This window comes from Mesorhizobium sp. P2_F8 (genome assembly GCF_056403655.1).
Map to the genome: position 1 here is coordinate 55,346 of NZ_JBFUFB010000018.1, position 11,993 is coordinate 67,338.

An 11,993-nucleotide genomic window follows, 5' to 3' on the forward strand; every position below is an offset into this window, starting at 1 on the left:
TGTCCTCCTTACCAGCTCGACTTGACCAGGCCCGGGATCTGGCCGTTGTTGCCGAGATCACGGAGCGCGATGCGCGATACTTTGAGCTTGCGATAGTAGGCGCGCGGACGGCCGGTGACTTCGCAGCGGTTGCGGATGCGGATCTTGGCCGAGTTGCGCGGCATGGCGGCAAGCTTGAGCTGAGCGCGGAAACGCTCTTCCATCGGCTTGGACTGGTCCATGATGATCGCCTTCAGCGCAGCGCGCTTGGGACCGTACTGGTCGGCAAGCTTGCGGCGCCTGTTGTTCTTCTCGACTGAGCTGGTCTTTGCCATTTCAGATTTTTCCTTTTTCTCGCTGCCGTTACTGGCGGAAGGGGAAGTTGAAAGCCTTGAGCAATGCCCTGGCTTCGTCGTCCGTCTTCGCAGTCGTACAAACGATGACGTCCATGCCCCAGATCTGATCAACCTTGTCGTAGTTGATCTCCGGGAACACGATGTGTTCCTTGATACCCATGGCGTAGTTGCCACGGCCATCGAAGCTCTTCGGATTGAGCCCGCGGAAGTCGCGGACGCGTGGCAATGCGATGTTCACGAGGCGGTCGAGGAACTCGTACATGCGTTCCTTGCGCAGCGTGACCTTGGCGCCGATCGGCATCTTCTCGCGGACCTTGAAGCCGGCGATGGAGTTGCGGGCGCGGGTGACGACGGCCTTCTGGCCGGCGATCATCGCCAGGTCTTCGGCCGCGATCGAAGGCTTCTTCGAATCGCCGGTCGCTTCGCCAACGCCCATGTTCAGCACGATCTTGTCGATGCGCGGAACCTGCATCTCGTTGTCGTAGCCGAACTGCTCCTGCAGCGCCTTGCGGATGGTCTCGTTGTAGACCTGCTTGAGGCGCGGCGTGTTCTGGGCCTTGGACTGCTTGCTTTCAGCCTTGGGCTTCGCGGTTTGAGCCTTAGCCATTGATGACTTCTCCCGAGCGCTTGGCGACGCGCACCTTCTTGCCGTCCTTCTGGAAGATGAAGCCGACGCGGGTCGGCTTGCCATCCTTGGGGTCGGCCAGCGCGATGTTCGACAGCTGGATCGGCGCTTCCTTGGTGATGATCCCGCCCTCTTGGGACTGGGACTGCTTCTGGTGACGACGGATCATGTTGACGCCGCGCACCAGCGCGGTGTCTTCCTTCGGCTGAACCGAGAGGACTTCGCCCGAACGGCCCTTGTCCTTGCCGGCCAGCACGACGACCTTGTCGCCTTTTCTAATCTTTTGCATTGGTCCGGCTCCTTACAGCACTTCTGGCGCGAGCGAGATGATCTTCATGTGGTTCTTGGCGCGGAGTTCGCGCGGAACCGGTCCGAAGATACGCGTGCCGATCGGCTCTTTCTTGTTGTCGACGAGAACGGCTGCGTTCTTGTCGAAACGGATCACGCTGCCGTCCGGGCGGCGGATGTCCTTGGCCGTGCGAACCACGACCGCCTTCATCACATCGCCCTTCTTCACGCGGCCGCGCGGGATGGCTTCCTTGATCGACACCACGATGATGTCGCCCACGGAAGCGTATTTCCGCTTCGAGCCGCCCAGCACCTTGATGCACATGACACGACGGGCGCCGGAATTATCCGCGACGTCGAGGTTTGTTTGCATCTGAATCATGACTGGCCGCCTTCTTCTTTTCTAACGGGACGGGCTCAAAGCCCCTCCCCGGTCTGTCCAAAATTCGTTGTTTACGCCTGGTCCGAAGACACGACGATCCAGCGCTTATCCTTGGAAATCGGCTTCGATTCCTGGATGAACACCTGATCGCCAACCTTGTGGGCGTTGTTCTCGTCGTGCGCCTTGTACTTCTTGGTCATGCGCACGGTCTTCTTCATCACGGGATGCGTGAAGCGCCGTTCGACCTTGACGACAACCGTCTTCTCGTTCTTGTCGCTGACGACGGTGCCCTGCAGAATGCGCTTTGGCATGGTTTTCGTCCTTAAGCCTTCTTAGCCGCGGACTTTTCCGCAGCGATGGTCTTGATACGCGCAATGTCCTTACGGACCTGTCTCACGCGCGCGGTCTTCTCGAGCTGGCCGGTGGCCTTCTGGAAGCGCAGGTTGAACTGCTCCTTCTTCAGGCTGGCCAGGTCGTCGGTCAGCTGGTCCTGGGTCTTGGTCCGGATGTCTTCGGCTTTCATGATCAGCCCGTCCTTATTCTGCGATGCGCTGCACGAAGCGCGTCTTGACCGAGAGCTTGGCCGCGCCGAGACGCAGTGCCTCACGGGCGGTTTCTTCATTGACGCCGTCGATCTCGAACATGATGCGGCCCGGCTTGACGCGCGCCGCCCAGTAATCGACAGCGCCCTTGCCCTTGCCCATGCGGACTTCGGTCGGCTTCGAAGTGACCGGCACGTCCGGGAAAATACGGATCCAGACGCGACCGGCGCGCTTCATTTCACGGGTGATCGCGCGGCGGGCCGCCTCGATCTCACGTGCGGTGACGCGGTTCGGCTCAAGCGCCTTCAGCCCGAAACCACCGAAATCCAAGTTAGTGCCGCCCTTTGCGGTACCATGGATACGGCCCTTGAACTGCTTGCGGAACTTTGTGCGCTTTGGCTGCAGCATCGTTCTAACTCCAAATTCCTAAATGTCTCAGGCGTTTTCGCGACGACGACCGCGTTCGCGATCACCACCACCGCCATGTGCAGCATCGCCCTCGGTCGCACGACGCTCCGACGCCATCGGGTCGTGCTCGAGGATCTCGCCCTTGAACACCCAGACCTTGACGCCGCAGATGCCGTACGCCGTGTTCGCCTCGGCCGTGCCGTAGTCGACATCGGCGCGCAGCGTATGCAGCGGCACGCGGCCTTCGCGGTACCATTCCATGCGCGCAATCTCAGCACCGCCAAGACGGCCGGCGCAGTTGATGCGGATGCCTTCGGCACCAAGGCGCATCGCCGACTGCACGGCGCGCTTCATGGCGCGACGGAAAGCGATACGACGCTCGAGCTGCTGGGCGATCGACTGGGCGACCAGGGTCGCGTCGATTTCCGGCTTGCGCACTTCGACGATGTTGAGGTGCGTCTCGGACTTCGTCATCTCCATCAGCTTCTTGCGAAGCTTCTCGATGTCGGCGCCCTTCTTGCCGATGATCAGACCCGGGCGCGCGGCATGGATGGTGACGCGGCACTTCTTGTGCGGACGCTCGATGACGACCTTCGAGATCGCAGCCTGCTTGAGTTCCTTCTCAAGATACTTGCGGATCTTGATGTCCTCATGCAGCAGCTTGCCGTACTCGCCGGTGTTCGCGAACCAGCGCGAATCCCAGGTGCGGTTGATGCCGAGGCGAAGACCGATCGGATTGACTTTCTGGCCCATTATGCAGCCTCCCCTTTTTCTTCGACTTCACGAACGACGATCGTGAGGTGCGAGAACGGCTTCTCGATACGGCTGGCGCGACCACGACCACGGGCATGGAACCGCTTCATGACGATCGACTTGCCGACATAGGCTTCCGCCACGATCAGTGCGTCGACGTCGAGGTCGTGGTTGTTTTCCGCGTTGGCGATTGCCGATTCCAGCGTCTTCTTGACCGTGCCGGAAATCCGCTTGGCCGAGAATTCGAGATCGGAAAGCGCTGTCGCGACCTTCTTGCCGCGGATCAGCGCGGCAACGAGGTTCAGCTTCTGCGGGCTGATACGGATCGTGCGCAATACGGCGCGCGCTTCGTTGTCAGCAAGCCTGCGCGGAGCTTTGGCCTTGCCCATGATTATTTCCTCTTCGCCTTCTTATCCGCGCCGTGACCGTAATAGGTCCGGGTCGGAGCGAATTCACCGAACTTATGACCGACCATGTCCTCGTTCACCGAGACGGGAACATGCTTCTGGCCGTTGTAGACACCGAAGGTGAAGCCGACGAACTGCGGCAGGATGGTGGAGCGACGGCTCCACATCTTGATCACCTCATTGCGACCACCTTCACGAACCTTGTCCACCTTCTTGAGAAGGTAGCCGTCGATGAAGGGGCCTTTCCAAATAGAACGAGTCACTTGGCGTTACCTCTTCTTAGCTCTTGCGCTGATGGCGCGAGCGCAGGATGAACTTGTCGGTCGCCTTGTTGGACCGCGTCTTCTTGCCCTTGGTCGGCTTGCCCCAGGGCGAAACCGGATGGCGGCCACCCGAGGTGCGGCCTTCGCCGCCGCCGTGCGGATGGTCGACCGGGTTCATGGTCACGCCGCGATTGTGCGGACGCTTGCCACGCCAAACCGTACGACCAGCCTTGCCGTCGTTGATGTTGCCATGGTCCGGATTGGACACGGCACCAACGGTGGCCATGCAGGAGCCGTGCACGACACGCTGCTCGCCCGAGTTGAGGCGCAGGATCGCCATGCCCTGATCGCGGCCGACCAGCTGGCCGTAGCCACCTGCAGAACGGGCAACCTGGGCGCCCTTGCCCGGCTTCAGCTCGATGTTGTGGACGATGGTGCCGACCGGCATCGAGGCCAACGGCATCGCATTGCCCGGCTTCACGTCGACGGCTTCACCGGAAACGATCTTGTCGCCGGGCGCCAGACGCTGCGGAGCGATGATGTAGGACAGCTCGCCATCGTCGTACTTGATGAGCGCGATGAAGGCGGTGCGGTTCGGATCGTATTCGATGCGCTCGACCGTGCCGACAACGTCGAACTTGCGGCGCTTGAAGTCGATGATGCGGTACGAACGCTTGTGGCCACCACCGATGAAGCGGGCGGTGATGCGACCGTAGTTGTTGCGGCCGCCCGACTTGGTCAGGCCCTCGGTCAGACCCTTGACGGGCTTGCCCTTGTAGAGACCCGAGCGGTCGACGATGACCAGCTGGCGGGTGCTCGGCGTTACCGGGTTGAATTTTTTCAGTGCCATTGTTCTGTCCTCGCGGCCTTGCTCAGAGACCCGTCGCGACGTCGATCGACTGGCCGTCGGCCAATGTCACAATCGCCTTCTTGACGTCGCTCTGGCGGCCGATCGTGCCGCGGAAGCGCTTGATCTTGCCCTTGCGGACAAGCGTGTTCACGGCCATCACCTTGACGCCGAACAGCGCTTCGACGGCGGCCTTGATTTCCGGCTTCGACGCCTTCTTGGCGACGTTGAAGACGACCTGGTTCTGCTCGGAGGCCATGGTCGACTTTTCGGTGATCGCCGGCGAGACGATCACGTCATAATGACGAAGGTCGGTCATTTAAAGCGCTCCTCGAGAGCCTCGACGGCGGCCTTCGAAAGGACCAGCGTGCCGCGGCGCAGAATGTCGTAGACGTTGATGCCCTGGATGGGCAGCACGTCGATGTTGGGGATGTTCGTCGCCGCCAGCTTGAAGTTCTTGTCAAGCTCGGCACCGCCGATCACCAAAGCGTTGGTCAGGCCCAGCGTCGCGAAATTCGCGATCAGCGCCTTGGTCTTGGCCTCGGTCAGCTTCAGCTCGTCGATGATGATGATCGACGCGCTCTTGGCCTTGGCCGAGAGAGCATGCTTGAGGCCAAGCGCGCGAACCTTCTTCGGCAGTTCGTGCTCATGGCTGCGAACGACCGGGCCGTGAGCCTTGCCGCCGCCGCGGAACTGCGGAGCGCGTGCCGAATGGTGACGGGCGCGGCCCGTACCCTTCTGCTTGTACATCTTGGCGCCGGTGCGCGCGATTTCGGCGCGGCCCTTGGCCTTGTGCGTGCCCTGCTGCTTCTTGGCGAGCTGCCAGCGCACGACGCGCTGCAGGATGTCCTCGCGCGGATCAAGGCCGAAAATCTCCTCGGAGAGTTCCACCTTGCCGGCGTCCTTGCCGCCAAGCGTTGTGATCTTGAGATCCATTATTCCGCTCCCTCTGTGGCCGGAGCCTCGTTCTTAGCAGCACTCCCTGCTGCAACTGGGCGGATCGCGGCAGGCTTCGGCGCATTGGCCGGCAGTGCCACCTTGGCCGCATCGCGGACCAGGATCCAGGCGCCCTTCGATCCGGGAACCGCACCGCGGATCAGGATCAGGCCGCGGTCGGCGTCGGTCGAAACGATCTCGACATTTTGCGTGGTGACGCGGGTGTCGCCCATGTGGCCAGCCATATGCTTGCCCTTGAACACCTTGCCCGGGTCCTGGCGCTGGCCGGTCGAACCGTGCGTACGGTGCGAGACGGAGTTACCGTGCGTCGCGCGGCCACCACCCATGTGGTGGCGCTTGATGACGCCTTGAAAACCCTTGCCGATCGTCGTGCCCGTCACATCGACCTTCTGGCCGGGGACGAAATGCTCGACGGTGATCTCGGCGCCGACATCGATCATGTTGTCGGCGGAGACGCGGAACTCGGCGACCTTCGCCTTCGGCTCGACGGAAGCGGTCGCGAAATGGCCGCGCAGCGCCTTCGACGTGTTCTTCACCTTGGCAAGGCCAACGCCGAGCTGAACGGCAGTGTAGCCATTCTTCTCCTGCGTGCGCTGCGCCACGACCTGACAGTTCTCCATCTGGAGAACGGTGACGGGAACATGTTCCCCGGCATCGTTGTAGATGCGGGTCATTCCCACCTTCTTTGCAATCACACCTGAACGCATCGGTTCAATTCCTTTAGAGTTCCGGGCCAGGGGCACCGCCCCTTACCGCTCTCTCATTCCCTTAGAGCTTGATCTCGACGTCCACACCGGCGGCCAGATCGAGCTTCATCAAAGCATCGACCGTCTGCGGGGTCGGATCGACGATGTCGAGCAGACGCTTGTGCGTGCGCATCTCGAACTGCTCGCGGCTCTTCTTGTCGACGTGAGGCGACCGGTTGACCGTAAACTTTTCGATCCGCGTCGGCAGCGGAATGGGGCCGCGGACGTTGGCACCGGTGCGCTTGGCCGTCGACACGATTTCCTTCGTCGAGGCGTCGAGCACGCGGTGATCAAACGCCTTCAGGCGGATGCGGATATTCTGTCCGTTCATGCGTCACTTCCTTGTTCTGGCGCGGCGCGGGCAACTCCTGCGCCCGCGACAGATCGGTTTAAGTCCAAATTACTCTTTGATGGTGACGACGATGCCGGCACCGACGGTGCGGCCGCCTTCACGGATAGCGAAGCGCAGCTTCTCTTCCATGGCGATCGGCACGATCAGCTCGACATCGACCGTGATGTTGTCGCCCGGCATCACCATCTCGGTGCCTTCCGGCAGCGACACGATGCCGGTCACGTCCGTCGTGCGGAAATAGAACTGCGGACGGTAGTTGGTGAAGAACGGCGTGTGACGGCCACCTTCGTCCTTGGTCAGGATGTAGGCTTCGGCCACGAACTTCTTGTGCGGCTTCACCGTGCCCGGCTTGGCCAGAACCTGGCCGCGCTCGACACCTTCACGGTCAACGCCGCGCAGCAGCGCGCCGATGTTGTCGCCGGCCTGGCCCTGGTCGAGCAGCTTGCGGAACATCTCGACGCCGGTGCAGGTCGTCTTGGTCGTCGGACGGATGCCGATGATCTCGAGTTCCTCGCCGACCTTGACCACGCCACGCTCGACGCGACCGGTCACAACCGTGCCACGGCCCGAGATCGAGAACACGTCCTCGATCGGCATCAGGAACGGCTTGTCGAGCGGACGAACCGGCGTCGGGATGTAGGCGTCGACCGCAGCCATCAGCTCGCGGATCGCGTCCTCGCCGATCTTCTTGTCGGAATCTTCCAGAGCAGCCAGCGCCGAGCCCTTGACGATCGGAATGTCGTCGCCGGGGAACTCGTTCTTGGTCAGCAGCTCACGAACCTCGAGCTCGACCAGTTCGAGCAGCTCGGCGTCGTCGACCTGGTCGACCTTGTTCAAAAACACCACGATCGACGGCACGCCGACCTGACGGGCAAGCAGGATGTGCTCGCGGGTCTGCGGCATCGGGCCGTCGGCAGCCGACACAACCAGGATCGCGCCGTCCATCTGCGCCGCACCGGTGATCATGTTCTTCACATAGTCGGCGTGCCCGGGGCAGTCGACGTGAGCGTAGTGGCGGTTGGCCGTCTCGTATTCGACATGCGCCGTCGAGATCGTGATGCCGCGCGCCTTCTCCTCAGGTGCCGCGTCGATCTGGTCATAGCGCTTGTATTCGCCAAAATACTTCGTGATCGCCGCCGTCAGCGACGTCTTGCCATGGTCAACGTGACCAATCGTGCCGATGTTCACATGAGGCTTGTTACGCTCGAATTTACCTTTTGCCATGTGATGTCTCCAATCCTGCTCGCCCGTGCGGGCCTTGAATTAAGTTACCGCTGCAACCCGTTCGAGTTACGCGTATTTCTTCTGAACTTCCTGGGCGACCGCAGTCGGCACAGGCTCGTAGTGATCGAACTGCATCGTGTAGGCCGCGCGGCCCTGGCTCATCGAACGCAGGTTGTCGACGTACTTGAACATGTTGGCGAGCGGCACCATCGCGTTGATGACCACTGCCACGCCACGTGCTTCCTGGCCCTGGATCTGACCGCGACGGCCGTTCAGATCGCCGATGACGCTGCCGACGTAGTCTTCCGGCGTCACCACTTCGACCTTCATGATCGGCTCGAGCAACTGCACGCCAAGCTTGGGTGCGGCTTCACGGAAGCAGGCGCGGCCGGCGATTTCGAACGCCAGAACGCTGGAGTCGACATCGTGGTAAGCGCCGTCGATCAGCGTCGCCTTGACACCGATCATCGGGAAGCCCGCGAACGGACCCGAGGTCATGACGCTGTTGATGCCCTTTTCGACACCGGGGATGTATTCCTTCGGAACCGCACCGCCGACGATCTTGGTTTCGAACTCGAATTCGCTGCTGTCGGGATTCGGCTCGAAGACGATCTTGACGCGGGCGAACTGACCGGTACCGCCGGTCTGCTTCTTGTGCGTGTAGTCCTGCTCGTGCCTGCGGGTGATCGTCTCGCGATAGGCCACCTGCGGCGCGCCGACATTGGCCTCGACCTTGAATTCGCGACGCATGCGGTCGACGATGATGTCGAGGTGAAGCTCACCCATGCCGGAAATGATGGTCTGGCCGCTTTCCTCGTCGGTCTTGACGCGGAAGGACGGATCTTCGGCGGCCAGGCGGTGAAGGGCAAGGCCCATCTTTTCCTGGTCGTTCTTGGTCTTCGGCTCGATCGCGATCTGGATGACCGGATCGGGGAATTCCATGCGCTCGAGGATGACCGGATGCAGCGGATCGCTCAGCGTATCTCCGGTGGTGGTGTCCTTGAGGCCAGCCAGAGCAACGATGTCGCCGGCGAAAGCCTCTTCGACGTCGGCGCGCGAGTTGGCATGCATCTGTAGCATGCGGCCGATGCGTTCCTTCTTGCCCTTCACGGTGTTGTCGACCGAGATGCCCTTGGTCAGCTTGCCCGAATAGATGCGGGCAAAGGTGAGCGAACCGACGAACGGGTCGTTCATGATCTTGAAGGCGAGCATCGACAGCGGCTCGTTGTCGTCGGCGTGACGCTCGATCTCGGCGTCGGTCTTGGCATCGACGCCCTTGATGGCCGGAACATCGGCCGGCGACGGCAGATATTCGACGACGGCGTCGAGCAGCGGCTGCACGCCCTTGTTCTTGAAGGCCGAGCCGCAGAACATCGGGTAGAACTTCACCGCGATGGTGCCCTTGCGGATCAGCGCGCGGATCTCGTCATTCGACGGCATCTTGCCTTCGAGGTAATTCTCGAGTGCCGTCTCGTCCATTTCGACGGCGGCTTCGATCATCTTCTCGCGGTATTCCTCGGCACGAGCCTTGAGGTCGGCCGGGATCTCGACGACGTCCCAGGCAGCGCCCAGCGTCTCGTCGCGCCAGACCAGCGCGTTCATCTCGACGAGGTCGACAACGCCCTTGAACTCGGTCTCGGCGCCGATCGGCAGCTGCATGACGACGGCATGCGCACCGAGGCGCGAACCGATCATCTCGACCGAGCGGTAGAAGTCGGCGCCGATCTTGTCCATCTTGTTGCAGAAGATCATGCGCGGAACGCGATACTTGTCGGCCTGGCGCCAGACGGTTTCCGTCTGCGGCTCGACACCGGCGTTGGCGTCGAGCAGCGCAATGGCACCGTCGAGCACGCGCAGCGAACGCTCGACTTCGATGGTGAAGTCGACGTGTCCGGGGGTGTCGATGATGTTGAAGCGGTACATCTTGCCACTGCGACCCTTCCAGAAGGTCGTGGTCGCGGCGGACGTGATGGTGATGCCGCGCTCCTGCTCCTGCTCCATCCAATCCATGGTGGCAGCGCCGTCGTGGACTTCGCCGATCTTGTGCGACTTGCCCGTGTAATAGAGGACGCGCTCGGTGGTCGTCGTCTTGCCGGCGTCAATATGCGCCATGATACCGAAATTGCGGTAGTCTTCGATTTTGTATTCGCGGGCCATCGTAGCTGCCTCTCAGTCTCGTACGCGCTTTACCAGCGGTAGTGCGCGAAAGCGCGGTTGGCTTCAGCCATCTTGTGGGTGTCTTCACGCTTCTTGACGGCGGTGCCGCGGTTGTTGGCCGCGTCCATCAGCTCGCCGGAGAGGCGGTCGACCATGGTGGTCTCGTTGCGGTTGCGGGCCGCGGCGATCAGCCAACGAATGGCCAGCGCCTGGCGGCGCTCGGGGCGCACGTCGACCGGAACCTGGTAGGTGGCGCCGCCGACACGACGCGACCGCACTTCCACATGCGGCGCGACATTGTCGAGCGCCTGATGGAAGACGGTGACCGGCTCCTGCTTGGTCTTCGACTGAACCTGGTCGAGCGCGCCGTAGACGATGGTCTCGGCAACCGACTTCTTGCCGTCATACATGACGGCGTTCATGAACTTGGTGACGATCAGATCGCCGAACTTCGGGTCCGGATTGATCTCACGCTTTTCTGCACTGTGACGACGCGACATTTTTTCTCTGCCTCAATTATGCGTGGTGGCCTTGATCCCGGACGCTTGCCCGGGATGACCTTCGCTACGCTTCGGTCACTTCGGACGCTTGGCGCCGTACTTCGAACGGCGCTGCTTGCGGTTCTTCACACCCTGCGTGTCGAGCACGCCGCGGATGATGTGGTAGCGAACGCCCGGAAGATCCTTGACGCGGCCGCCGCGGATCATGACCACGGAGTGCTCCTGAAGGTTGTGACCTTCGCCGGGGATGTACCCGATCACTTCAAAACCATTGGTCAGGCGGATCTTGGCCACCTTGCGCAGCGCCGAGTTCGGCTTCTTCGGCGTCGTTGTATAGACGCGCGTGCAGACGCCCCGCTTCTGCGGGTTCTGCTGCATGGCCGGGACCTTGTTGCGCTTCACCGGCGCAATGCGCGGCTTGCGGATCAGCTGGTTGACGGTAGGCATTAAACCCTCTTGTCTCTCAATTCCGTGTCTCGCCCGGTCAGGGCCGCTCAAAGCGTCATTTCCAAACGCAAATTCGGGCCACAAACCGCGCCTCGCGGTCTTTGCCCGAACAAATGGCAGAGGAAGCGGACCCGCTTCGTGCACGCCGGAAATGTCTTTTCGCTCGTAAAACGAACCCTGTTTGAGGCAAACTCCAAAGCGTGTCGCTTCGGAAGGGAGAGCCTCACATCGGTTCTGACTGGGCGGCTTCTACTCGTAAGACCGCGAACCGTCAAGCCCGGAGCGCCAAATATTGCGCGCCAACCAAGGCTCGGCAGCCATGCGAAAAACGCATGTAATTTTGTTTCGCAATTTTGCAAGGGCGAGGAAGAAAGTGACCGGCTTTGCGCTGTTGCGCGGCCCTGCTTCATGCGAAAAGGCCGCATGAGCAGTGAAAATCCCCTCGCCCGCCCCCAATCTGCCAAGAGGAATCGGCCCGTGAACGACAATGAAGAGCGCCCGGTCACCATCATCACCGGCCGGGTGTGGAAGAAAAAGGGCGGCAAGCCGGAAGGCGTGCACGTGATGCTGGTCGCCCCCGACGACGATTCGGCGGTGAGCCGGGCGCTCGAATCGCTTGCGGCGGAAGGTTACGCCGAGGCCGAACTCGACCAGATCGGCGACATGGACGGCGCACCCGACGATGAGCCTCATCTTTCCGCCTTCCAGGGCGCGCTCGAAGGCGAAGTGTCGATCGTTACTTTCGACGTGCCGATCTGAA

General features: G+C 61.6%; 20 protein-coding genes. 1 reads left to right on the top strand and 19 read right to left on the bottom strand.

Annotation, left to right across the window (positions count from 1 at the left end; genetic code table 11):
• Positions 1 to 8 precede the first annotated feature (8 nt).
• The 19 genes from rpsN to rpsL form a co-directional block, all read right to left on the bottom strand.
• A complete protein-coding gene (gene rpsN / locus AC1DZP_RS30860) occupies positions 9 to 314 on the bottom strand; it encodes a 30S ribosomal protein S14 (protein WP_013895695.1) in 306 nt (101 codons plus the stop codon).
• Between the two features lie 28 nt (positions 315 to 342).
• Entirely contained in the window at positions 343 to 942 is a 600-nt protein-coding gene (rplE, locus tag AC1DZP_RS30865) for a 50S ribosomal protein L5 (protein WP_477307625.1), read from the bottom strand.
• A complete protein-coding gene (rplX, locus tag AC1DZP_RS30870; protein WP_013531428.1) occupies positions 935 to 1,249 on the bottom strand; it encodes a 50S ribosomal protein L24 in 315 nt (104 codons plus the stop codon). Before rplX ends, rplE begins: the two co-directional genes overlap by 8 nt.
• A 12-nt stretch (positions 1,250 to 1,261) precedes the next feature.
• A complete protein-coding gene (gene rplN / locus AC1DZP_RS30875) occupies positions 1,262 to 1,630 on the bottom strand; it encodes a 50S ribosomal protein L14 (RefSeq protein ID WP_006205457.1) in 369 nt (122 codons plus the stop codon).
• 71 nt (positions 1,631 to 1,701) lie between these two features.
• Positions 1,702 to 1,941, bottom strand: coding sequence for a 30S ribosomal protein S17 (rpsQ, locus tag AC1DZP_RS30880; protein ID WP_010909280.1), 240 nt, complete (start codon positions 1,939 to 1,941; stop codon positions 1,702 to 1,704).
• An 11-nt stretch (positions 1,942 to 1,952) separates the two neighbouring features.
• The gene (rpmC, locus tag AC1DZP_RS30885) at positions 1,953 to 2,153 is read right to left on the bottom strand and encodes a 50S ribosomal protein L29 (protein ID WP_006205459.1); all 201 of its coding nucleotides are present in this window, start codon (positions 2,151 to 2,153) and stop codon (positions 1,953 to 1,955) included.
• A gap of 13 nt (positions 2,154 to 2,166) precedes the next feature.
• On the bottom strand, positions 2,167 to 2,580 hold the full coding sequence (rplP, locus tag AC1DZP_RS30890; protein ID WP_013531427.1) for a 50S ribosomal protein L16: 414 nt from the start codon (positions 2,578 to 2,580) through the stop codon (positions 2,167 to 2,169).
• A 27-nt stretch (positions 2,581 to 2,607) separates the two neighbouring features.
• Positions 2,608 to 3,333, bottom strand: a complete 726-nt coding sequence (gene rpsC / locus AC1DZP_RS30895) for a 30S ribosomal protein S3 (RefSeq protein WP_013895697.1) — start codon at positions 3,331 to 3,333, stop codon at positions 2,608 to 2,610.
• A complete protein-coding gene (rplV, locus tag AC1DZP_RS30900; RefSeq protein ID WP_006205462.1) occupies positions 3,333 to 3,722 on the bottom strand; it encodes a 50S ribosomal protein L22 in 390 nt (129 codons plus the stop codon). The genes rpsC and rplV overlap by 1 nt, the downstream gene beginning before the upstream one ends.
• Positions 3,723 to 3,724: 2 nt before the next feature.
• Positions 3,725 to 4,003, bottom strand: coding sequence for a 30S ribosomal protein S19 (gene rpsS / locus AC1DZP_RS30905; RefSeq protein WP_006205463.1), 279 nt, complete (start codon positions 4,001 to 4,003; stop codon positions 3,725 to 3,727).
• 16 nt (positions 4,004 to 4,019) lie between these two features.
• A complete protein-coding gene (rplB, locus tag AC1DZP_RS30910; protein ID WP_095089679.1) occupies positions 4,020 to 4,853 on the bottom strand; it encodes a 50S ribosomal protein L2 in 834 nt (277 codons plus the stop codon).
• Between the two features lie 22 nt (positions 4,854 to 4,875).
• Positions 4,876 to 5,169, bottom strand: coding sequence for a 50S ribosomal protein L23 (locus AC1DZP_RS30915; protein WP_010909275.1), 294 nt, complete (start codon positions 5,167 to 5,169; stop codon positions 4,876 to 4,878).
• Positions 5,166 to 5,786 carry a 50S ribosomal protein L4 gene (gene rplD, locus AC1DZP_RS30920; RefSeq protein WP_006333366.1) on the bottom strand — a complete coding sequence of 207 codons (621 nt, stop codon included), beginning with the start codon at positions 5,784 to 5,786 and terminating at the stop codon, positions 5,166 to 5,168. The genes AC1DZP_RS30915 and rplD overlap by 4 nt, the downstream gene beginning before the upstream one ends.
• The gene (gene rplC, locus AC1DZP_RS30925; RefSeq protein WP_184874355.1) at positions 5,786 to 6,514 is read right to left on the bottom strand and encodes a 50S ribosomal protein L3; all 729 of its coding nucleotides are present in this window, start codon (positions 6,512 to 6,514) and stop codon (positions 5,786 to 5,788) included. The genes rplD and rplC overlap by 1 nt, the downstream gene beginning before the upstream one ends.
• Before the next feature lie 61 nt (positions 6,515 to 6,575).
• Positions 6,576 to 6,884: a 30S ribosomal protein S10 gene (rpsJ, locus tag AC1DZP_RS30930; protein ID WP_010909272.1), complete on the bottom strand. Its 309-nt coding sequence runs from the start codon at positions 6,882 to 6,884 to the stop codon at positions 6,576 to 6,578.
• Between the two features lie 69 nt (positions 6,885 to 6,953).
• A complete protein-coding gene (tuf, locus tag AC1DZP_RS30935) occupies positions 6,954 to 8,129 on the bottom strand; it encodes an elongation factor Tu (protein WP_013531404.1) in 1,176 nt (391 codons plus the stop codon).
• A gap of 66 nt (positions 8,130 to 8,195) precedes the next feature.
• The gene (fusA, locus tag AC1DZP_RS30940; RefSeq protein WP_095089675.1) at positions 8,196 to 10,286 is read right to left on the bottom strand and encodes an elongation factor G; all 2,091 of its coding nucleotides are present in this window, start codon (positions 10,284 to 10,286) and stop codon (positions 8,196 to 8,198) included.
• A 29-nt stretch (positions 10,287 to 10,315) separates the two neighbouring features.
• Positions 10,316 to 10,786, bottom strand: a complete 471-nt coding sequence (rpsG, locus tag AC1DZP_RS30945; RefSeq protein WP_008875664.1) for a 30S ribosomal protein S7 — start codon at positions 10,784 to 10,786, stop codon at positions 10,316 to 10,318.
• 75 nt (positions 10,787 to 10,861) lie between these two features.
• Positions 10,862 to 11,233, bottom strand: a complete 372-nt coding sequence (gene rpsL / locus AC1DZP_RS30950) for a 30S ribosomal protein S12 (protein ID WP_006333356.1) — start codon at positions 11,231 to 11,233, stop codon at positions 10,862 to 10,864.
• Positions 11,234 to 11,710: 477 nt separating this feature from the next.
• Here rpsL and AC1DZP_RS30955 point away from each other — a divergent pair, with 477 nt between their 5' ends.
• Positions 11,711 to 11,992, top strand: coding sequence for a transcriptional regulator (locus tag AC1DZP_RS30955; RefSeq protein ID WP_477307627.1), 282 nt, complete (start codon positions 11,711 to 11,713; stop codon positions 11,990 to 11,992).
• The last annotated feature ends 1 nt before the right edge of the window (position 11,993 follow it).

Bases quoted from the DNA above. Each gene is read 5' to 3' on its own strand.
- rpsN (WP_013895695.1), bottom strand. From the start codon at position 314: ATGGCAAAGACCAGCTCAGTCGAGAAGAACAACAGGCGCCGCAAGCTT.
- rplE (WP_477307625.1), bottom strand. From the start codon at position 942: ATGGCTAAGGCTCAAACCGCGAAGCCCAAGGCTGAAAGCAAGCAGTCC.
- rplX (WP_013531428.1), bottom strand. From the start codon at position 1,249: ATGCAAAAGATTAGAAAAGGCGACAAGGTCGTCGTGCTGGCCGGCAAG.
- rplN (WP_006205457.1), bottom strand. From the start codon at position 1,630: ATGATTCAGATGCAAACAAACCTCGACGTCGCGGATAATTCCGGCGCC.
- rpsQ (WP_010909280.1), bottom strand. From the start codon at position 1,941: ATGCCAAAGCGCATTCTGCAGGGCACCGTCGTCAGCGACAAGAACGAG.
- rpmC (WP_006205459.1), bottom strand. From the start codon at position 2,153: ATGAAAGCCGAAGACATCCGGACCAAGACCCAGGACCAGCTGACCGAC.
- rplP (WP_013531427.1), bottom strand. From the start codon at position 2,580: ATGCTGCAGCCAAAGCGCACAAAGTTCCGCAAGCAGTTCAAGGGCCGT.
- rpsC (WP_013895697.1), bottom strand. From the start codon at position 3,333: ATGGGCCAGAAAGTCAATCCGATCGGTCTTCGCCTCGGCATCAACCGC.
- rplV (WP_006205462.1), bottom strand. From the start codon at position 3,722: ATGGGCAAGGCCAAAGCTCCGCGCAGGCTTGCTGACAACGAAGCGCGC.
- rplB (WP_095089679.1), bottom strand. From the start codon at position 4,853: ATGGCACTGAAAAAATTCAACCCGGTAACGCCGAGCACCCGCCAGCTG.
- AC1DZP_RS30915 (WP_010909275.1), bottom strand. From the start codon at position 5,169: ATGACCGACCTTCGTCATTATGACGTGATCGTCTCGCCGGCGATCACC.
- rplD (WP_006333366.1), bottom strand. From the start codon at position 5,786: ATGGATCTCAAGATCACAACGCTTGGCGGCAAGGACGCCGGCAAGGTG.
- rplC (WP_184874355.1), bottom strand. From the start codon at position 6,514: ATGCGTTCAGGTGTGATTGCAAAGAAGGTGGGAATGACCCGCATCTAC.
- rpsJ (WP_010909272.1), bottom strand. From the start codon at position 6,884: ATGAACGGACAGAATATCCGCATCCGCCTGAAGGCGTTTGATCACCGC.
- tuf (WP_013531404.1), bottom strand. From the start codon at position 8,129: ATGGCAAAAGGTAAATTCGAGCGTAACAAGCCTCATGTGAACATCGGC.
- fusA (WP_095089675.1), bottom strand. From the start codon at position 10,286: ATGGCCCGCGAATACAAAATCGAAGACTACCGCAATTTCGGTATCATG.
- rpsG (WP_008875664.1), bottom strand. From the start codon at position 10,786: ATGTCGCGTCGTCACAGTGCAGAAAAGCGTGAGATCAATCCGGACCCG.
- rpsL (WP_006333356.1), bottom strand. From the start codon at position 11,233: ATGCCTACCGTCAACCAGCTGATCCGCAAGCCGCGCATTGCGCCGGTG.